Origin of the sequence: Pseudomonas sp. 43NM1 (genome assembly GCF_002836905.1) — a bacterium.
GTDB lineage: Bacteria > Pseudomonadota > Gammaproteobacteria > Pseudomonadales > Pseudomonadaceae > Aquipseudomonas > Aquipseudomonas prosekii.
The window spans coordinates 61,436-80,562 of the sequence record NZ_MKGS01000195.1 but is presented as its reverse complement, the minus strand read 5'-3'; the positions used below and the strand labels follow the sequence as shown (position 1 = coordinate 80,562).

The window sequence follows — 19,127 nt, the reverse complement described above, 5'->3', positions numbered from 1 at the left end:
ATGAGGCTCTCGCTATGACCGCACCGACTGCAATTCGCCGACTCAACGCTGCTGACCCGGATTTCGCGCATCATCTGGATCATCTGCTGAGCTGGGAAAGTGTGTCTGACGACTCGGTCAATCAGCGCGTGCTCGACATCATCAAAGCCGTGCGTGAGCGGGGCGATGCGGCGCTGGTGGAATTCACCCAGAAGTTCGACGGCCTGCAAGTCGCCTCCATGGCCGACCTGATCCTGCCGCGCGAGCGCCTGGAACTGGCCCTGACGCGCATCACCGTGGCGCAGCGCGAAGCCCTGGAAAAAGCCGCGGCCCGCGTGCGCAGCTACCACGAAAAACAGAAGCAGGACTCCTGGAGTTACACCGAGGCCGATGGCACCGTGCTCGGGCAGAAAGTCACGCCGCTGGATCGCGCCGGCCTGTACGTGCCGGGCGGCAAGGCGTCGTACCCGTCGTCGGTGCTGATGAACGCGATTCCGGCGAAAGTCGCTGGCGTCACCGAAGTGGTCATGGTTGTGCCGACCCCGCGCGGCGAACTCAATGAACTGGTGCTGGCCGCCGCGTGCATTGCCGGCGTCGACCGCGTGTTCACCATCGGTGGCGCGCAAGCCGTTGCGGCGCTGGCCTACGGCACCGAAAGCGTGCCGAAAGTCGATAAAGTCGTCGGCCCGGGCAACATCTATGTCGCCACCGCCAAGCGCCACGTGTTCGGCCAGGTCGGCATCGACATGATCGCCGGCCCATCGGAGATTCTTGTGGTGTGCGACGGTCAGACCGATCCCGACTGGATCGCCATGGACCTGTTCTCGCAAGCCGAGCACGACGAAGACGCGCAAGCGATTCTGGTCAGCCCCGACGCCGAGTTCCTCGACAAGGTCGCCGCGAGCATCGCCAAACTGTTGCCGACCATGGAACGCGCCGAAATTATCGAAACCTCGATCAACGGTCGCGGCGCGCTGATTCTGGTGCGCGACATGGAACAAGCCATCGAAGTGGCCAACCGCATCGCCCCGGAGCACCTGGAGTTGTCGGTCGCCGATCCGCAAGCCTGGTTGCCGAAGATCCGCCACGCCGGCGCGATCTTCATGGGCCGCCACACGTCCGAAGCGTTAGGCGATTACTGCGCCGGTCCGAACCACGTCTTGCCGACCTCCGGCACCGCGCGATTCTCCTCGCCGCTAGGCGTGTACGATTTCCAGAAACGCTCCTCGATCATCTTCTGCTCCGAGCAGGGCGCTTCGGAACTGGGCAAGACCGCTTCCGTGCTGGCCCGTGGCGAGTCGCTGACCGCCCACGCCCGCAGCGCTGAATACCGCATCGTTGACGAGCTCTTTAATCAAGAGAAGGCTGACTGAACATGAGTAAATTCTGGAGTCCCTTCGTCAAGAACCTGGTGCCATACGTGCCGGGCGAGCAGCCGAAACTGGCGAAACTGGTGAAGCTCAACACCAACGAAAACCCCTACGGCCCATCGCCCAAAGCACTCGCGGCGATGCAAACCGAACTCAACGACAACTTGCGCCTGTACCCGGACCCGAACAGCGATCTGCTGAAAAATGCCGTCGCCACTTATTACGGCGTGCCAACTGGCCAGGTTTTCCTCGGCAACGGTTCCGACGAAGTCCTCGCGCACATTTTTCACGGCTTGTTGCAGCACGACAAACCCGTGCTGTTCCCGGACATCAGTTACAGCTTTTACCCGGTGTATTGCGGCTTGTACGGCATCGATTTCGACGCGGTGCCGCTGGACGCGCAGTTCCAGATCAACCCGGCGGACTACGCCAAGCCGAACGGCGGGATCATTTTCCCCAACCCGAACGCGCCGACTGGCTGCCTGCTGGCGTTGGACGCGGTCGAGCAGATCCTCAAGGCGAATACCGATTCGGTGGTGGTGGTCGATGAGGCCTACATCGACTTCGGCGGCGTCACCGCGATCAGTCTGGTCGACCGTTACCCGAACCTGCTGGTGACCCAGACCTTGTCCAAATCGCGCTCGCTGGCCGGTTTGCGGGTTGGTTTGGCGGTTGGTCATCCGGATTTGATCGAGGCGCTGGAGCGGATCAAGAACAGCTTCAACTCCTATCCGCTGGACCGCCTGGCGAACGTCGGCGCAGCGGCGGCGTTCGAGGATCGCGAGTATTTCGACCAGACCTGCCGGTGGGTAATCGAGAACCGCGAAAAGGTTGTCGCGCAGCTGCAAGCGAAGGGTTTTGAAGTGCTGCCCTCGGCAGCCAACTTCATCTTCGCCCGTCATCCGCAGCACGACGCGGCGGGCCTGGCGGCGAAATTGCGCGAGCAAGGGGTGATCGTCCGCCACTTCAAACAGGAACGCATCGCGCAATTCCTGCGGATCTCGATCGGTACGCCGGAGCAGAATCAGGCACTGATCGACGGCCTCGGCGACCTCTGACCTGAGGCTGAACCGGGCTCTGAAGTGGGCTCTGAGGTGGGCTTTGCACCTGTGGGAGCAAGGCTTGCCCGCGATGGCACCAATGAAATCGCCATCGCGGGCAAGCCTCGCTCCCACAAAAGCATCGCCATCGCGGGCAAGCCTTGCTCCCACAGGGTTGTGTTGATTACTCGTGATGCGCTTCGCCGAGGAATGTCAGCGAGGTGAATAACCCGCGCGTGGCCACGTCCGGGTTGTCCTTGAGCGGCACTTCGATCTGCGCGGCGATCACGTTCAAACCCTCGTTACGCACCAGCACTTGCGCCCGACCCTCCTTGTCGGTCTCGGCACTCAAGGTATTCGGCGCGCTGCGATAATCGCCCACCAGTTTGACTCCCGCCGCCGGTTGGCCATCCAGCAGCACCCGCACCGGCAGTGACTGGCCGGGGCCGACGGTGAGCGGATCAACCTCGGGCACAATCACCAATTTCAATTGATTGAGCGCCGGCAACTTCGCCCCTGGCTGATAAATCGCCAGGCTGTATTTGAAGGTCTGCGTGGACTCGATCGCCCCCGGCACTTTGCTGCGCCCAGCGTTGACCCATTTTTTATCTGCCGTTTGCGACCACATGCCGTTGTCCAGCGCCACCGCCATGACGGCAGGTGTCTTCAGCGGTTTAAGGCGCGCGTGGTCAGCCAGGCGTTCGACGCTCACCGGGATCATTTTGCCGGCGCCGTCATAGGCCCAGGCGCCGCTGATCTTTTGCGCTTTGAACGCGTTGTCTTCAGCGCCGTGGCCGTAAATCACTTCGATGTTGCCGCGCCGTTGCTCGGTCCACAGACCATGCGCCGAGGCCTGCGTGGCGACCAACAGAAGACCCAGCAGCGCGAGCGGTTTGAGGTGTTGCATGGTGACGTCCTTTTACAGATTGAGTGTCAGGCTGACGGTGAAATTGCGCGGCTCGCCGGGGTTGACCCAGTAGTTGCTGTACGAGCGCTCGAAGTATTTCTCGTCGAATAAATTGTTCAGGTTGAGACCGACCGTAACGTTGTCGCTGGCCTTGTAATGCGCGAGCAGGTCGACGGTGTGGTAGGCCGGCAGTTCGAAATCGCTGGCCGATTCACCGGAGCGATCGCCGACATAGGTGAACGCCGCGCCGACGTCCGAGCCGCGCAAACGGCCATCCTGAAACTCGTAGACCCCCAGCAGACTGCCGCTGCGCTTGGCCACGCCGAGAATGCGGCTGCCGCTGGGGATGACGGCGTCGCCGTCGGTGACTTCGGCGTCGATGTAGGCAAATGCGCCGATCACCCGCACAGCGTCGCTCACTTGCCCGGTCACTTGCAGGTCGAAACCCTGGCTGCGCGCCTTGCCCATGGCGCGGCTGGTGTCGGTGCCGGGATCGAGCGCGAGGACGTTTTCTTTCTCGATGTGAAACGCCGCGAGGGTGCTGCTCAAACGCTCGTCGAACAGCTCGCTCTTGATCCCGATTTCATACCCGACGCCTTCTTCCGGGTCGAAGGATTTGCCGCCGGCATCGAGGCCATTGTTCGGTTTGAACGACGTCGACGCGTTGGCGAACAAACCGACTTGCGGCGTCAGTTGGTAGAGCAGACCGGCGCGTTGCGTGAGTGCGTCTTGCCGCTGGCGTGTGTGGTTGCCGCGCGTGTGATCGTCGATGTTTTGCTCGAAATGTTCGAAGCGCGCACCGAGCATGCCGCGCAGTTTGTCGGTGAAAACGATCTGATCCTGCAGGTTCAGGGCGTGGCTTTCGACGTGCTCGAAGAAGTCTGTGCCGGAGCGCGCGCCGTTGGGTTTCGGCTGGCCGTAGACCGGCTGATAGATGTCGATGGCGTAGGCGCTGCCGGCGGTAGTGGTCACCCGTTCGTTCTTGCGGTAATTCTCGTATTCGCTGCCGATCAGCAATTCATGCTGCCAACTGCCGAGGTCGAACACGCCGCGCAATTCGAGCTGGGTAATGCTGTCGTGCCAGTCGTTGTCGCGTTCGCGCAAACGCCGATTGACCGTGTGGCCGTCGGCGTTCAGTGGCCGCGCTTCCGAGGCGAATCCCCAGAGCTTGCCTTCCTTGTAATGGCTGGCGAGGCGCAGTTTCCAGGTGTCATTCAAGTGATGTTCGAGCGCGGCTTGCAGCATGTTGTTGTGGTTGTCGATGTCGCCGTCGTTGGGTTCGCCGAGGAACGTCGAGCGCGAGACGCCGCTCCAGGTGTTGTTCGGCGCGACGATGCCACGGTCGAACGTCGAGCTGTGGCGGACGAATTCGCTTTCCACCAACAGGTGCGTGTCGGGGTCCAATTGCCAAGCGAAGGAGGGCGCGACGAACACGCGCTGGCTGTCGACGTGATCGCGAAAGCTGTGGTTGTCCTCGACGGCCAGGTTGACCCGCGACAGCAGGTTGCCCTCGTCGTCCAGCGGAGCATTGACGTCCAGCGCGGTGCGATAACGGTCCCAACTGCCGGCACTGGTTTGCAACGTGGTGAAGGCTTCGGGCTGCGGTTTCTTACTGACGATGTTCACCGTGCCGCCGGGATCGCCACGGCCATACAGGCTGGCGGCGGGGCCTTTGAGCACTTCGATGCGCTCGATGCTCGCCACGTCCGGCGTGCTCGGGTAACCGCGGTTGGCGCTGAAGCCGTCCTTGTAGAACTCGGAAGTGGTGAAGCCGCGCACGCTGTATTCGTAGAGCGTCAGGCCACCGAAGTTGTTTTGCTTCGACACGCCGCCGGCAAAATCCAGCGCGCGTTCGACGCTGGTGCTGCCCAGATCCTTGAACACCGTGGCCGGGATGACGCTGATCGATTGCGGGATGTCGCGGATCGCCGTGTCGGTTTTGGTCGCGCTGGCGGAGCGGGTCGCGCGGTAGCCCTGGACCGGGCCGGTCGGCGATTCGTAGTCGGAAGTGACGCTGATGGCTTCCAGTTCGAGCGCGCCAGAGTCTTCGGCGAAGACTGGATCTGCCAGCAGGCCGAGGGCAAGGCCGGCAGCGGAGACCATTGTTCGAGACGACATGTTATGTTGTTCCAATAGTGATATTGAAACAATATAACATGGCTAATGAGAATGTCTGCTGTTGCTGTGATTTAGCGGTTGGCGGTTTTTTTTGGGTTGTTTTTGAGGATGTCTTCGCGGGCAAGCCTCGCTCCTACGTCGGGAGGTGAGTTCCCGTAGGAGCGAGGCATGCCCGCGAAGGAGCCAGAAGCGTCAGAAGATCAACCGAGCGCGATCACTCAGTTTTCTTCTTTCTCTTTGATCGGCGCCGGCGGCGGACGCAGGCCGATCTCGGCGCTGAGCTTGATCTCTTTGCCGTTGCGCATCACCTGGATGGTGACCTTGTCAGTCGGTTTGATCCGCGCGACCTGGTTCATCGAGCGGCGACCGTCGCCGGCCGGTTCGCCGTCGATGCTGAGGATCACGTCACCCAGTTGCAGGCCGGCTTTCTGCGCCGGACCGTCGCGGAAAATCCCCGCCACCACAATCCCCGGACGCCCGGACAAGCCAAACGACTCCGCCAGTTCCTGGGTCAGCGGCTGCACTTCGATGCCCAGCCAGCCACGAATCACCTGGCCGTGCTCGATGATCGACTTCATCACTTCCATCGCCAGTTTGACCGGAATCGCAAAACCGATGCCTTGCGAGCCGCCGGACTTGGAGAAGATCGCGGTGTTGATGCCGGTCAGGTTGCCGATCGCGTCAACCAGTGCGCCGCCGGAGTTGCCGGGATTGATCGCGGCGTCGGTCTGGATGAAGTCTTCGTAGTTGTTCAGGCCCAACTGATTGCGCCCGGTGGCGCTGATGATGCCCATGGTCACCGTCTGGCCGACGCCGAACGGGTTGCCGATGGCCAGCGTGACGTCGCCAATGCGAATGTTGTCGGAGCGGCCGATGGTGATCGCCGGCAGGTTTTTCAGGTCGATCTTCAATACCGCGAGGTCGGTTTCCGGGTCGCTGCCGATGACTCGAGCGAGCGTCTCGCGGCCATCCTTGAGCGCCACGACAATCTGGTCGGCGCCGCTGGTCACGTGGTTGTTGGTGAGGATGTAGCCTTCCGGGCTCATGATCACACCGGAACCGAGGCTCGACTCCATGCGTTTCTGCTTCGGCGAGTTGTCGCCGAAAAAGCGCCGGAACTGTGGATCTTCAAACAGCGGGTGATTGGGTTTGTTGATGACTTTGGTCGTGTACAGGTTCACCACCGCAGGTGCGGCCACGGTCACCGCGTCGGCATAGGACACCGGGCCCTGTTGCACCGAAGTGGATTGCGGGGCTTGCTGCATATTGACGTCAAGGCTCGGAAGCCCGACCCACTGCGGATAACGCTGGATTATCAACAGAGCGATAAGCACGCCGGCCAGTAGCGGCCAGCCGGAAAAACGCAGCGCCTTGAGCATTAAGCATGTCCTGGAAAGGTTGCAGGTGGTCTGAGACCGCCCATAATGTCGCGCATTATACGAGGCGATTGCGCCTCTGAACGGGCTATTTTCAGGAGTCTTTCATGGCCGTTGCACTGAGCACCCTGGTCGAAGAAGCCGACCGTTACCTTAACAGTTCAAAGATTGCCGATTATTGCCCCAACGGCCTGCAGGTCGAGGGCCGTCCGCAGGTGATGCGCATCGTCAGCGGCGTCACCGCCAGCCAGGCTTTGCTGGATGCGGCGGTGGAAGCCAAGGCTGATCTGGTGCTGGTGCATCACGGCTATTTCTGGAAGGGCGAAAACCCGTGCATCACCGGCATGAAGCAACGCCGCTTGAAAACCCTGCTCAAGCACGACATCAGTTTGCTGTCGTACCACTTGCCGTTGGACCTGCACCCGGACGTCGGCAACAACGTGCAGCTTGCCCGTCAGTTGGACATCACCGTCGAAGGCCCGCTTGATCCCGACAACCTGAAGATCGTCGGCCTGGTCGGTTCGTTGAGCGAGCCGATGAGCCCGCGCGACTTCGCCCGCCGCGTGCAGGAAGTCATGGGCCGCGAGCCTTTGCTGATTGAAGGTAGCGCGATGATTCGGCGGGTCGGCTGGTGCACCGGCGGTGGTCAGGGTTACATCGATCAGGCAGTTCTGGCCGGCGTCGACCTGTATCTGAGTGGCGAGGCGTCGGAGCAGACGTTCCATAGCGCGCGGGAAAACGACATCAGCTTCATCGCCGCCGGCCATCACGCCACCGAGCGTTATGGCGTGCAAGCGCTGGGCGATTACCTGGCGCGGCGCTTCGCTGTCGAACATATCTTCATCGATTGCCCTAACCCGATCTGATGACCGACCTAACCCTGTAGGAGCATGATTTGCCCGCGATGGCGTCCTTGAGATTGCCATCGCGGGCAAGCCTTGCTCCCACAGTGGATTGCCATCGCGGGCAAGCCTTGCTCCCACAGGGGATTGCCATTTCCTGGCCCAACCGAGGGGTATATCCATATACCCTTTCGATCTAGCCCGCGGCCTGATTAGAAGAGGTCGCTGTGCTAGGATTCCTCGCTCGAACACGGCCCGCTGGCCGTCCATAAGATCGTTTTCGTGAGTAGCCATGGTCGACAAACTGACGCATCTGAAACAGCTGGAGGCCGAAAGCATCCACATCATCCGCGAGGTCGCCGCCGAGTTCGATAACCCGGTGATGCTGTACTCCGTCGGTAAAGATTCCGCCGTGATGCTGCACCTTGCGCGCAAGGCATTCTTCCCGGGCAAACTGCCGTTCCCGGTGATGCACGTCGACACCCGGTGGAAGTTCCAGGAAATGTACGCGTTCCGCGATCGCATGGTCGAAGAACTGGGCCTGGACCTGATCGTCCACGTCAACCCCGATGGCGTCGCGCAGGGCATCAACCCGCTGACCCACGGCAGTGCCAAACACACCGACATCATGAAAACCGAAGGTCTCAAACAGGCCCTCGACAAACATGGTTTCGACGCCGCTTTCGGTGGTGCGCGCCGCGACGAAGAGAAATCCCGTGCCAAAGAGCGCGTGTATTCCTTCCGCGATACCAAGCACCGCTGGGACCCGAAAAACCAGCGCCCGGAGCTGTGGAACGTCTACAACGGCAACGTCAACAAGGGCGAATCCATTCGTGTATTCCCGTTGTCGAACTGGACCGAGCTGGACATCTGGCAGTACATCTACCTCGAAGGCATCCCGATTGTGCCGCTGTACTTCGCCGCCGAGCGCGACGTCATCGAGATGAATGGCACCTGGATCATGATCGACGACGAACGTCTGCTCAATCACCTGAGCGATGAAGACAAGGCGCGCATCGTCAAGAAAAAAGTGCGCTTCCGCACACTCGGCGACTACCCGTTGACCGGTGCGGTCGAGTCCGAGGCCACCAGCCTGACCGACATCATTCAGGAAATGCTCCTGACGCGAACTTCCGAACGCCAGGGCCGGGTCATCGACCACGATGGCGCAGGCTCGATGGAAGAAAAGAAACGTCAGGGTTATTTCTAAGGGGTTGTCATGTCGCACGCATCTGATTTGATCAGCGAGGACATCCTCGCCTACCTGGGCCAGCACGAACGCAAGGAAATGCTGCGCTTTCTGACCTGTGGCAACGTCGACGACGGCAAGAGCACCCTGATCGGGCGCTTGCTGCACGACTCCAAGATGATCTACGAAGATCACTTGGAAGCCATTACCCGCGACTCGAAAAAAGTCGGCACCACCGGCGAAGACATCGACTTGGCATTGCTGGTCGACGGCCTGCAGGCCGAGCGCGAGCAGGGCATCACCATTGATGTCGCGTACCGCTATTTCTCCACCGCAAAACGCAAATTCATCATCGCCGACACCCCTGGCCATGAGCAGTACACCCGCAACATGGCCACCGGTGCGTCCACCTGTGACCTGGCGATCATTCTGGTTGACGCGCGTTACGGCGTGCAGACCCAGACCCGTCGCCACAGCTTTATCGCCTCGCTGCTGGGGATCAAACACATCGTGGTCGCCATCAACAAGATGGACCTCAATGGGTTTGACGAAAGCGTCTTCGAGTCGATCAAGGCCGATTACCTGAAGTTCGCCGAAGGCATCGCGTTCAAGCCGACCACCATGGCCTTCGTGCCAATGTCTGCCCTCAAGGGCGACAACGTGGTGAACAAGTCCGAGCGCTCGCCGTGGTACACCGGCCAGTCGCTGATGGAGATTCTCGAAACCGTCGAAATCGCCAGTGACCGCAACTACACCGACCTGCGTTTCCCGGTGCAGTACGTCAACCGTCCGAACCTGAACTTCCGTGGTTTCGCCGGCACCCTGGCCAGCGGCATCGTGCACAAGGGCGACGAAGTCGTGGTGTTGCCGTCGGGCAAAAGCAGCCGGGTGAAATCCATCGTCACCTTTGAAGGCGAGCTGGAACACGCCGGTCCGGGTCAGGCTGTAACGCTGACCATGGAAGACGAAATCGACATCTCGCGCGGCGACTTGCTGGTGCACGCCGACAACCTGCCGCAAGTGACTGACGCTTTCGACGCCATGCTGGTGTGGATGGCCGAAGAACCGATGCTGCCGGGCAAGAAATACGACATCAAGCGCGCCACCAGTTACGTGCCGGGTTCGATCACCAGCATCGTCAACCGCGTGGACGTGAACACCCTGGAAGAAGGTCCGGCGAGTTCGCTGAACCTCAACGAGATCGGCCGGGTCAAGGTCAGCCTCGACGCCGCCATCGCGCTGGACGGTTACGCGAGCAACCGCACCACCGGTTCGTTCATCGTCATCGATCGCTTGACCAATGGCACCGTCGCCGCCGGGATGATCATCGCCCAGCCTTCGGCGCAGGGCGGCAGCACGCATCACGGCAAACTGGCGCATGTGGCCACCGAAGAACGTGCTCAGCGCTTCGGCCAGCAACCGGCCACCGTGCTGTTCAGCGGCCTGTCCGGTGCGGGCAAAAGTACGCTGGCCTATGCGGTTGAACGCAAGTTGTTCGACATGGGCCGTGCGGTGTTTGTGCTCGATGGACAGAATCTGCGGCATGACCTCAACAAAGGTCTGCCGCAGGATCGCGCCGGGCGTACTGAGAACTGGCGCCGTGCCGCGCACGTTGCGCGTCAGTTCAACGAAGCGGGGCTGCTGACGCTGGCGGCATTCGTGGCGCCGAGTGCTGAAGGGCGCGAGCAGGCCAGGGATTTGATCGGCAAGGAACGTCTGCTGACGGTCTACGTCCAGGCTTCGCCGACCGTGTGCGCCGAGCGTGACCCGCAAGGCTTGTACGCGGCGGGCGGCGATAACATCCCGGGCGATTCCTTCCCGTACGACGTGCCGCTGGACGCCGACCTGGTCGTCGACACCCAGTCGCTGTCGCTGGAAGAAAGCGTCAAGCAAGTGCTGGAACTGCTGCGTCAGCGCGGCGCGATCTAAGCGCCAGCCGCCGATAAAAAACCCGCCGATGAGTGATCATCGGCGGGTTTTTTTTGCCCCTGAGGTCGCCATCGCGAGCAAGCTCGCTCCCACAGGGGATCTGTGGCGAACACCGGACCTGTGGGAGCGAGCTTGCTCGCGATAGCGGTGGATCAGACGCTATAAATTCTGATGCGCGATCGCTATCGCGAGCAGGCCCACTCCTACGGGGTTCAGCGGTTGTCTGGGAACTCGCGATGCATCTGCTCCAGCAGCGCATCCTTGTCCTGCCACAGTTGGTTGATCCAGCCCTGGAACTGCAAGCGGTACTCGCCATCCTGGTCGTAATTTTTGCCGATGAACTGCGGCGGAATCTTCAGTTCCTGAAAGTGCACCACCACGTCCGCGACATTGCCGCAGAGCAAATCCCAGTACCCCGGACGTCCGCCCGGATAGTGGATCGTCACATTGACAATCGATTCCAACTGCTCGCCCATCGCATCCAGCACAAACGCAATGCCGCCCGCCTTGGGTTTCAGCAGATAGCGAAACGGTGATTGCTGCTGCGCATGTTTGCCTTCGGTAAACCGCGTGCCTTCGACAAAGTTGAAAATCCCCACCGGGTTATTGCGAAATTTCGCGCAGGTCTTGCGCGTGGTTTCGAGGTCTTTGCCTTTCTTCTCCGGGTGTTTTTCCAGGTAAGCCTTGGAGTAGCGCTTCATGAACGGAAAACCCAGCGCCCACCACGCCAGCCCAATCACCGGCACCCAGATCAGCTCTTGCTTGAGAAAGAACTTCAACGGCTGGATCCGCCGGTTGAGCACGTATTGCAGGACCATGATGTCGACCCAGCTCTGGTGGTTGCTGGTGATCAGGTAGGAGTGTTTATAGTCCAGCCCTTCGAGGCCGCTGAGGTGCCAGCGGGTGCGCCGCACCAGGTTCATCCAGGCCTTGTTGTTGCTGATCCAGGCTTCATGGATGTGGCTCATCAACCACAGCGTGAAACGCTGCGTGAGGGCGAACGGCAGCACTTTGAACAGCGCGACGATGAACAGCGCCGAGCACAACAGAATCGTGTTCAGGGCCAACAGCAGCGAGGCGATCACGCCGCGCACGGGTGCAGGTAGGAATTGCAGCATTTAAAGATCCATAGGTCGGTTGGCAGCTTGGATCGCGGTCAACGCGATGGTGTAGACGATGTCATCGACTTGCGCGCCGCGCGGCAGGTCGTTCACCGGTTTGCGCAGGCCTTGCAGCATCGGCCCGAGGCTGACGCAATCGGCGCTGCGCTGCACGGCTTTGTGCGTGGTGTTGCCGGTGTTCAGGTCGGGGAACACAAACACCGTGGCGCGACCGGCCACCTGACTGTTCGGCGCCAGTTGCCGGGCGACGTTTTCGTTGGCGGCGGCATCGTACTGCAACGGGCCGTCGATCAGCAGCGAATGCTGTTGTTCGTGGGCAAGCAAGGTCGCTTCGCGGACTTTTTCGACTTCTTCACCGCTGGCCGACTCACCGCTGGAATAGCTGATCATCGCCACGCGCGGGGTGATGCCGAACGCGGCTGCCGAGTCGGCGCTTTGCAGGGCGATTTCCGCCAGTTCGCTGGCGCTCGGGTGCGGGTTCATCACGCAGTCGCCGTAGACCAGCACTTCTTCCGGGAACAGCATGAAAAACACCGACGACACCAGCGTGCAGCCCGGCGCAGTCTTGATCAGTTGCAGGGCCGGGCGGATGGTGTTGGCGGTGGAGTGAATGACCCCGGAGACCAGGCCATCAACTTCATCCAGCGCCAGCATCATCGTGCCGATCACCACGGTGTCTTCCAGTTGCTGCTCGGCCATCGGCGCGTTGAGGCTTTTGCTTTTGCGCAGCGCGACCATCGGTTCGATGTAATTGCCGCGAATCAGGTCCGGATCAAGAATCTCCAGGCCCGGCGGCAACTCGATGCCCTGGGCGCGGGCGACGGCTTCGACGTCCGCCGGTTTCGCCAGCAACACGCAACGGGCGATGCCGCGCGCCTGACAGATCGCCGCCGCTTGCACGGTCAGCGGCTCGCTGCCCTCGGGCAACACAATGCGCTTGTTCGCGGCTTGCGCGCGCTGGATCAATTGATAACGGAACACCGCCGGCGACAGGCGCATTTCCCGTGGCGTGCCGCAGCGTTGGTGCAGCCATTTGGCATCGAGATGGCTGGCGACGAAATCAGTGATGATCTCCGCACGCTCGCGGTCGTCGATCGGGATTTCCTTGTTCAGGCCGTTCAACTGGTTGGCGGTGTCGTAAGAGCCGGTGCTCACCGACAACACCGGCAGGCCCGCCTGCAACGCGCCACGGCACAGGTCCATGATCCGCGGGTCGGGCAGGGTGTCGCTGGTCAGCAACAGCCCGGCCAGCGGCACGCCGTTCATGGCGGCGAGGCTGACGGCGAGGATGATGTCGTCACGGTCGCCGGGCGTCACCACCAACACGCCGGGCTTGAGCAGCTCGACGGTGTTGCGCATGGTCCGCGCGCAAATGATGATTTTACTCATGCGGCGGGTTTCGTAGTCGCCGGCATTGAGGATCTGTGCGCCCATCAAATCGGCGACGTCGCGGGTGCGCGGGGCGTTGAGTTCGGGTTGGAAAGGAATGCAGCCGAGCAGCTTGAAATCGCCACTGCGCAGCAACGGCGAGTGCTCTTTGAGGCGCGAGGCGAAGGCGTCCATGCTTTCGTCGGTTTTGACCTTGTTGAGGATCACCCCGAGGACTTTCGGGTCCTTCGGCCCACCGAACAATTGCGCCTGCAATTCCACGCGTCCCGAGAGTTCGGTCAGCGCTTCGCTTTCCGGCGCCGAGACCAGAATCACGTCGGCGTCCAGGCTCTTGGCCAAGTGCAGGTTGACCCGCGCGGCGTAACTGGCGCTGCGGGTCGGCACCATGCCTTCGACGACCAGCACGTCTTTGCCGATCGCGGCTTGCTGATAAAGCGTGATGATTTCTTCGAGCAGTTCATCCAGCTGGCCGTCGCCAAGCATGCGCTCGACATGCGCCAGACCGAGTGGCTGCGGCGGTTTCAAACCGTGGGTGCGCGCCACCAGTTCGGTCGAACGCTCGGGGCCGGTATCGCCCGGATGCGGCTGGGCAATCGGTTTGAAAAAGCCGACTTTAAGCCCGGCCCGCTCAAGGGTGCGCACCAGCCCAAGGCTGATCGAGGTCAGACCCACACCAAAATCGGTGGGCGCGATAAAAAAAGTTTGCATGCGAATTCTCTGAGGGAGCAAGCAATGGCGATCATCTATGGCTGACGACCTGCCGAGATTCAGTCGCCAAGGTTATCGCTAACCATGCCCTGTGCGCACCAACCGCACGCAAAGGGCTGAGCTATTTTTTCCAGGCGTTGCGCGGGGTCCGTGACCCAGGCGCGCGATTGCCATGGCGGCTGATGGCGCAGGTGTTGGGTGTGGCCGCAGGAAAGCTCGACCACCCAATGACCGTCCTCGTCCTGATGGAAACCGGTGACCGTTACGGGTTTGGCGGCAATCCGTCCGTCCGGGTTGTGTTCGCTTTCGGGCGATTGCTTCGCTAAACTCGGTCTTTCTATATTCTTCTGCAAAAGGTCTCGCCCCATGCTGATCGCCGCCAATAAGGCTGTCTCCATCGACTATACCCTGACCAACGACGCTGGTGAGGTCATCGACAGCTCCGCCGGCGGCGCGCCGCTGGTCTACCTGCAAGGCGCAGGTAACATCATCCCGGGCCTGGAAAAAGCTCTGGAAGGCAAAACCGTCGGTGACGAACTGACCGTTGCCGTAGAACCTGAAGATGCCTACGGCGAATACGCCGCCGAACTGGTCAGCACCTTGAGCCGCAGCATGTTCGAAGGCGTTGATGAACTGGAAGTGGGCATGCAGTTCCACGCTTCCGCGCCAGATGGCCAGATGCAAATTGTGACCATCCGTGATCTGGACGGCGACGATGTTACCGTCGACGGCAACCACCCGTTGGCCGGTCAGCGCCTGAATTTCCAGGTCAAGATCATCGACATCCGTGATGCCAGCCAGGAAGAAATCGCCCATGGTCACGTGCATGGCGAAGGCGGCCATCACCACTGATTTCTGCGCTAAGCTTTCGAGAACTGGAGAGGCGCCCGAGGGCGCCTTTTTCAGTCCGCAGCTATCCCGGGCGACGCCGCCAGGTAGCTGTTTGAAGAAGAACACGGGAATTTGGAGTTCGTCATGAGTGCTTTCCACGACCTTACACTGACAGCCCTGGATGGTCAGGAGCTACCCCTTTTGCCTTTCAAGGGGCAAGTCGTGCTGGTAGTCAACGTCGCTTCCAAATGTGGTTTGACTCCACAGTACAAGGCACTTGAACAGCTCCATCAGCAGTTCAAGGACCGTGGGTTCAGCGTGCTGGGCCTGCCGTGCAACCAGTTTGCCGGACAGGAACCGGGCAGCGAGCAAGAGATCCAGGAGTTCTGCAGCCTCAACTATGGCGTGACGTTTCCGTTGTCCGGCAAGCTGGAAGTCAACGGTCACGAGCGTCACCAGTTGTACCGTCTGCTGGCGGGCGAGGGCGCGGAGTTTCCCGGGGACATTACCTGGAACTTCGAGAAATTCCTCCTCGGCAAGGACGGCCGTGTCCTGGCGCGCTTCTCACCGCGGACGCCGCCGGACGATCCGACAATTGTCCACGCTATCGAAAAAGCCCTGGGCTAACCCATTCCCTGTAGGAGCGAGGCTTGCCCGCGAAAGCGTCCTGTCAGTTAATGACGATGTCGACTGGCACGACGCCATCGCGGGCAAGCCTTGCTCCCACAATGTTTCCTGTCTTTAGACCTTAATCACCGCAATCAATAGTGCTGTTCAATCCTTGCGGCTCTCCATATTATCGCCGTCATAAAGTCTATCTCCGTGGAGCGTCCCATGCCTGTCAAAGCCCTGTTCAAACCGTTCCACCTCGGCACTCTCGAACTGCCGACCCGCGTCGTCATGGCGCCGATGACCCGCTCCTTTTCCCCGGGCGGCGTGCCCAATTCCAAAGTCATCGAATACTACCGCCGCCGCGCCGCCGCAGGCGTCGGCCTGATCATTACCGAAGGCACCACGGTCGGCCACCAGGCCTCCAACGGTTACCCGAACGTGCCGCATTTCTATGGCGAAGCTGCGCTGGCCGGCTGGAAGAAAGTGGTCGATGCGGTGCACGCCGAGGGTGGCAAGATCGTTCCGCAGCTCTGGCACGTCGGCAGCGTGCGCCGCATCGGCACCGAGCCGGACGCCTCCGTGCCGGGTTACGGCCCGACGGAAAAACTCAAGGACGGTCAGGTCGTGGTTCACGGCATGACTCATCAAGACATTCAGGAAGTGATCGCCGCGTTCGCCCAGTCGGCCAAAGATGCGCAAAGCATCGGCATGGACGGCGTGGAAATCCACGGCGCCCACGGTTACCTGGTCGACCAGTTCTTCTGGGAAGGCAGCAACCAGCGCATCGACGAATACGGCGGCAGCCTGGCCAACCGTTCGCGTTTCGCCATCGAATTGATCCAGGCCGTGCGCGCGGCGGTCGGCGAGGGTTTCCCGATCATCTTCCGTTTCTCGCAATGGAAGCAGCAGGATTACACCGCACGTCTGGTGCAAACCCCGGAAGCGCTCGGCGAATTCCTCAAGCCGTTATCCGACGCTGGCGTGGACATTTTCCACTGCTCGACGCGGCGGTTCTGGGAGCCTGAGTTCGACGGCTCCGACCTCAACCTGGCGGGCTGGACGCGCAAGCTCACGGGCAAACCGACCATCACCGTCGGCAGCGTCGGCCTGGATGGCGAGTTTTTGCAGTTCATGGTCAACACCGACAAAGTCGCGCAACCGGCCAGCCTGGAAAACCTGCTGGAGCGCTTGAACAAGGAAGAGTTTGACCTGGTGGCGGTTGGGCGTGCGCTGCTGGTCGATCCGGACTGGGCGCAGAAAGTGCGCGATGGCCGCGAGGAAGATATTTTGCCGTTCAGCCGTGAGGCTTTGATGACGCTGGTTTAAGCGCCAGCAGGTAAGGCCTCTTCGCGGGCAAGCCTCGCTCCTACAGGATTTGTGTACAGCGCAAAACCTGTAGGAGCGAGGCTTGCCCGCGAAGCTTCTAAGGCAGCAATGCAACATCTGGCAATGTCTGTTCCTGCGCACAAGCCCCACGCAACTGCCTTTCAAACTCCTCGATAATCGCCGCCCAACCCTGCCGGCTCGCATGCTGGCGCGCATTCAGGCGCACGCAGCGCAGCGTTTCCCGATGCTCCAGCAACCAACACGCCGCTTCGCAAAACGCCTGTTCATCGCCCGGCATCGCCAGCACGCCGTTGTAGCCGTGGCGGATATGCTGACCCGCCGCCGCCATATCGTAAGCCACCACGCCGAGCCCCGAGGCCAGCGCCTCCAGCACGACATTGCCGAAAGTCTCAGTCAGGCTCGGAAACAGAAACACATCCGCCGACGCGAAGTGACTGGCCAGCGCCTCGCCGCGCTGCGCACCGCAGAAAATCGCCTCGGGCAATTCCTTCTCCAGTGCCAGCCGCTGCGGGCCGTCGCCGACAATAATCAGCTTGAGATTGCGCTGTGGATAAGTGGCTTTCAACGCCTCGAAACTGCGCTTGAGCAGCCCGAGATTCTTCTCCGGCGCCAACCGCCCGACATGGATCACCGCGACATCCCGCTCCGCCAACCCCCACTGTTCACGCAGCGCATCGAGGCGTTTGGCCGGGTGAAACAGTTGACTATCGACCCCGCGCGACAGCAACGCCAGCCGCTCGAATTGGCGACGTTCGAGTTCCAGGCGCTGGCTGACACTCGGGACCAGCGTCAGCGTCGAACGATTATGAAACCAGCGCAGGTAATGCGTGAGCAATCGGGTCAGCAGACCGAGCCCGTATTGGCGGGTGTACTGCTGGAAATTGGTGTGAAAGCCGCTGACCACCGCAATCCCCAGGCGCCGCGCCGCGCGCAACGCCGACAACCCCAGCGGCCCCTCCGTGGCGATGTACAGCACGTCCGGGCGCTGGCGCTTCCAGCGCCGCAACAATTTGTGCATCGACGACTGACCCCATTGCAACCCCGGATAACCCGGCAGCGGCCAGCCGCGACAGAGCATCAGCGCGTCGTCGCTGGACGATTGGCGATCAGCGCTTTGCCGCGGTCGCACCAGTTCGACCCGATGCCCGCGCGCGCGCAAACCGTCGCACAAGCGGCCAAGGGTATTGGCCACGCCGTTGATTTCGGGAGGGAAGGTTTCGGTGATCAGGGTGATATGCAGAATTGTCGTCATGACCTCAGTGTCGGCTGAGGCCATGTCGTCATTGTGGCGATTGCGTGATGGATTTGTGACCGGCTCAGCGCTGCTGCACGACCAGGTTTTCCGCGCCGCGTTCACGCACCCAGAACAGCGTCGCCCCGGCCACCGCCGCCGGCATCATCAGGATGTTGACCACCGGAATCAGCAACACCAGGTACACGCTGCCGCCGAAACTCATGCTCTGCCAACGCTTCTGCCGCAGCCACGCGAGCATCTCGTTCCAGCCCAGTTTGTGGTTGTCCGCCGGGTAGTCGATGTACTGGATCGCCATCATCCACACGCCGAACAGCAGCCACAACGGCGCCGCGATGATGTTGACCACCGGAATGAACGAGAGGATGAACAGCCCGAGCGCGCGTGGCAGGAAGTAGCCGAGTTTGCGCATTTCCCGGGCGAGGGTGCGCGGGATCATTTCGATCAACTCGCCCCAACTGAAGGCCGGGAAGTCGTCGGTGCCGCGCACCACCACTTCGACTTTCTCCGCGAGGAAGCCGTTGAACGGCGCGGCGATGACGTTGGCGAGCATGGTGAAAGTGAAAAACACCATCAACACCACCAGCACCACAAAGATTGGCCACAGGACGTAACTGATGAAACTCAGCCAGTCGGGCAGGGACGGCATCAGCGTGTCGACCCAAATACTGAATTGATGGCCGGCCAGGTAAATCAATCCGACGAACAGCACCAGATTGATTGCCAGCGGCAACAACACGAACAAACGCAGGCCCGGGCTGAGGACCAGTTTGAGGCCTTCGCGCAGGTATTGCGGGCCGGACAGAACAGGGGCGGGCATAGCGTGCTCCGAGCAAAGGGTAAACGCGCCGACCTTACCGACTTTGCCTCACAGGCGAAAGCGCGGTTGTAACATCGACATTCACTGTAACAAAGGCGTCTATAAAATCACCGCATCGGGATAGAGACCGCCTATGAGCTGGATTGTTAAACCGTATTTCCTTAATCTTCGCCCCCTCGATACGCTGCACCCATTCTTTTTACAGGACTGTCGAGCTCAAGCCTTCCCCAAGTGCTTTCAACAGTCCTTTTTTATTGCCGCCGGCCAACCCGGCGTTCCGCGCCAGATGTTTCGGCC

General features: G+C 61.0%; 16 protein-coding genes. 8 read left to right on the top strand and 8 right to left on the bottom strand.

Going from position 1 to position 19,127, the window contains the following annotated elements:
• Positions 1-14: 14 nt before the first annotated feature.
• Both hisD and hisC read left to right on the top strand, forming a co-directional pair.
• Positions 15-1,352 (top strand): histidinol dehydrogenase, encoded by a 1,338-nt coding sequence (hisD, locus tag BI292_RS25830; RefSeq protein ID WP_092273230.1) that lies wholly within the window; start codon positions 15-17, stop codon positions 1,350-1,352.
• A gap of 2 nt (positions 1,353-1,354) precedes the next feature.
• On the top strand, positions 1,355-2,407 hold the full coding sequence (gene hisC / locus BI292_RS25825) for a histidinol-phosphate transaminase (RefSeq protein ID WP_101209656.1): 1,053 nt from the start codon (positions 1,355-1,357) through the stop codon (positions 2,405-2,407).
• Between the two features lie 166 nt (positions 2,408-2,573).
• On the opposite strand, the gene BI292_RS25820 is transcribed toward hisC, so the two are convergent.
• From BI292_RS25820 to algW, 3 genes are all read right to left on the bottom strand, one after another.
• Positions 2,574-3,296: a DUF4198 domain-containing protein gene (locus tag BI292_RS25820; RefSeq protein WP_101209655.1), complete on the bottom strand. Its 723-nt coding sequence runs from the start codon at positions 3,294-3,296 to the stop codon at positions 2,574-2,576.
• Positions 3,297-3,308: 12 nt separating this feature from the next.
• Positions 3,309-5,414, bottom strand: a complete 2,106-nt coding sequence (locus BI292_RS25815) for a TonB-dependent siderophore receptor (RefSeq protein WP_101209654.1) — start codon at positions 5,412-5,414, stop codon at positions 3,309-3,311.
• A 218-nt stretch (positions 5,415-5,632) separates the two neighbouring features.
• Positions 5,633-6,793 (bottom strand): Do family serine endopeptidase AlgW, encoded by a 1,161-nt coding sequence (gene algW, locus BI292_RS25810; RefSeq protein ID WP_101209653.1) that lies wholly within the window; start codon positions 6,791-6,793, stop codon positions 5,633-5,635.
• Between the two features lie 104 nt (positions 6,794-6,897).
• Between algW and BI292_RS25805 the strand changes: the two genes are divergently transcribed.
• The 3 genes from BI292_RS25805 (at position 6,898) to cysN (ending at position 10,750) form a co-directional block, all read left to right on the top strand.
• Positions 6,898-7,656, top strand: coding sequence for a Nif3-like dinuclear metal center hexameric protein (locus BI292_RS25805; RefSeq protein ID WP_092273215.1), 759 nt, complete (start codon positions 6,898-6,900; stop codon positions 7,654-7,656).
• A gap of 268 nt (positions 7,657-7,924) precedes the next feature.
• The gene (gene cysD, locus BI292_RS25800; RefSeq protein ID WP_092273212.1) at positions 7,925-8,842 is read left to right on the top strand and encodes a sulfate adenylyltransferase subunit CysD; all 918 of its coding nucleotides are present in this window, start codon (positions 7,925-7,927) and stop codon (positions 8,840-8,842) included.
• Positions 8,843-8,851: 9 nt separating this feature from the next.
• Complete coding sequence (gene cysN / locus BI292_RS25795) at positions 8,852-10,750, top strand: sulfate adenylyltransferase subunit CysN (RefSeq protein ID WP_101209652.1); 1,899 nt, start codon at positions 8,852-8,854, stop codon at positions 10,748-10,750.
• A gap of 212 nt (positions 10,751-10,962) precedes the next feature.
• Here the strand turns inward: cysN and BI292_RS25790 are convergent, their stop codons facing one another.
• The 3 genes from BI292_RS25790 to BI292_RS25780 are packed head-to-tail and all read right to left on the bottom strand — an operon-like array spanning position 10,963 to position 14,366.
• Positions 10,963-11,868: an acyltransferase gene (locus BI292_RS25790; RefSeq protein WP_092273206.1), complete on the bottom strand. Its 906-nt coding sequence runs from the start codon at positions 11,866-11,868 to the stop codon at positions 10,963-10,965.
• Positions 11,869-13,968 carry a phosphate acetyltransferase gene (gene pta, locus BI292_RS25785; protein ID WP_092273203.1) on the bottom strand — a complete coding sequence of 700 codons (2,100 nt, stop codon included), beginning with the start codon at positions 13,966-13,968 and terminating at the stop codon, positions 11,869-11,871.
• A gap of 59 nt (positions 13,969-14,027) precedes the next feature.
• Complete coding sequence (locus BI292_RS25780) at positions 14,028-14,366, bottom strand: DUF3565 domain-containing protein (RefSeq protein WP_101209651.1); 339 nt, start codon at positions 14,364-14,366, stop codon at positions 14,028-14,030.
• On the opposite strand from BI292_RS25780, the gene BI292_RS25775 reads away from it, so the two are divergent.
• The 3 genes from BI292_RS25775 (at position 14,335) to BI292_RS25765 (ending at position 16,737) form a co-directional block, all read left to right on the top strand.
• The gene (locus BI292_RS25775; protein ID WP_008150718.1) at positions 14,335-14,820 is read left to right on the top strand and encodes a peptidylprolyl isomerase; all 486 of its coding nucleotides are present in this window, start codon (positions 14,335-14,337) and stop codon (positions 14,818-14,820) included. The two genes, BI292_RS25780 and BI292_RS25775, sit on opposite strands and share 32 nt — an antisense overlap.
• Before the next feature lie 123 nt (positions 14,821-14,943).
• Entirely contained in the window at positions 14,944-15,426 is a 483-nt protein-coding gene (locus tag BI292_RS25770) for a glutathione peroxidase (RefSeq protein ID WP_092273194.1), read from the top strand.
• 207 nt (positions 15,427-15,633) lie between these two features.
• Positions 15,634-16,737: an NADH:flavin oxidoreductase gene (locus BI292_RS25765; protein WP_101209650.1), complete on the top strand. Its 1,104-nt coding sequence runs from the start codon at positions 15,634-15,636 to the stop codon at positions 16,735-16,737.
• Positions 16,738-16,834: 97 nt separating this feature from the next.
• Here BI292_RS25765 and BI292_RS25760 read toward each other — a convergent pair whose 3' ends face one another.
• A complete protein-coding gene (locus BI292_RS25760) occupies positions 16,835-18,034 on the bottom strand; it encodes a glycosyltransferase family 1 protein (protein ID WP_101209649.1) in 1,200 nt (399 codons plus the stop codon).
• 40 nt (positions 18,035-18,074) lie between these two features.
• Positions 18,075-18,830 carry a sulfate transporter CysZ gene (cysZ, locus tag BI292_RS25755; protein ID WP_101209648.1) on the bottom strand — a complete coding sequence of 252 codons (756 nt, stop codon included), beginning with the start codon at positions 18,828-18,830 and terminating at the stop codon, positions 18,075-18,077.
• Positions 18,831-19,127 lie beyond the last annotated feature (297 nt).

Coding starts and splice junctions, on each gene's coding strand:
- BI292_RS25815 (WP_101209654.1), bottom strand. CDS start 5,414: ATGTCGTCTCGAACAATGGTCTCCGCTGCCGGCCTTGCCCTCGGCCTG.
- hisD (WP_092273230.1), top strand. CDS start 15: ATGACCGCACCGACTGCAATTCGCCGACTCAACGCTGCTGACCCGGAT.
- BI292_RS25765 (WP_101209650.1), top strand. CDS start 15,634: ATGCCTGTCAAAGCCCTGTTCAAACCGTTCCACCTCGGCACTCTCGAA.
- BI292_RS25805 (WP_092273215.1), top strand. CDS start 6,898: ATGGCCGTTGCACTGAGCACCCTGGTCGAAGAAGCCGACCGTTACCTT.
- hisC (WP_101209656.1), top strand. CDS start 1,355: ATGAGTAAATTCTGGAGTCCCTTCGTCAAGAACCTGGTGCCATACGTG.
- BI292_RS25790 (WP_092273206.1), bottom strand. CDS start 11,868: ATGCTGCAATTCCTACCTGCACCCGTGCGCGGCGTGATCGCCTCGCTG.
- BI292_RS25770 (WP_092273194.1), top strand. CDS start 14,944: ATGAGTGCTTTCCACGACCTTACACTGACAGCCCTGGATGGTCAGGAG.
- cysN (WP_101209652.1), top strand. CDS start 8,852: ATGTCGCACGCATCTGATTTGATCAGCGAGGACATCCTCGCCTACCTG.
- BI292_RS25760 (WP_101209649.1), bottom strand. CDS start 18,034: ATGGCCTCAGCCGACACTGAGGTCATGACGACAATTCTGCATATCACC.
- cysD (WP_092273212.1), top strand. CDS start 7,925: ATGGTCGACAAACTGACGCATCTGAAACAGCTGGAGGCCGAAAGCATC.
- BI292_RS25775 (WP_008150718.1), top strand. CDS start 14,335: ATGCTGATCGCCGCCAATAAGGCTGTCTCCATCGACTATACCCTGACC.
- BI292_RS25780 (WP_101209651.1), bottom strand. CDS start 14,366: ATGGAGACAGCCTTATTGGCGGCGATCAGCATGGGGCGAGACCTTTTG.
- pta (WP_092273203.1), bottom strand. CDS start 13,968: ATGCAAACTTTTTTTATCGCGCCCACCGATTTTGGTGTGGGTCTGACC.
- BI292_RS25820 (WP_101209655.1), bottom strand. CDS start 3,296: ATGCAACACCTCAAACCGCTCGCGCTGCTGGGTCTTCTGTTGGTCGCC.
- cysZ (WP_101209648.1), bottom strand. CDS start 18,830: ATGCCCGCCCCTGTTCTGTCCGGCCCGCAATACCTGCGCGAAGGCCTC.
- algW (WP_101209653.1), bottom strand. CDS start 6,793: ATGCTCAAGGCGCTGCGTTTTTCCGGCTGGCCGCTACTGGCCGGCGTG.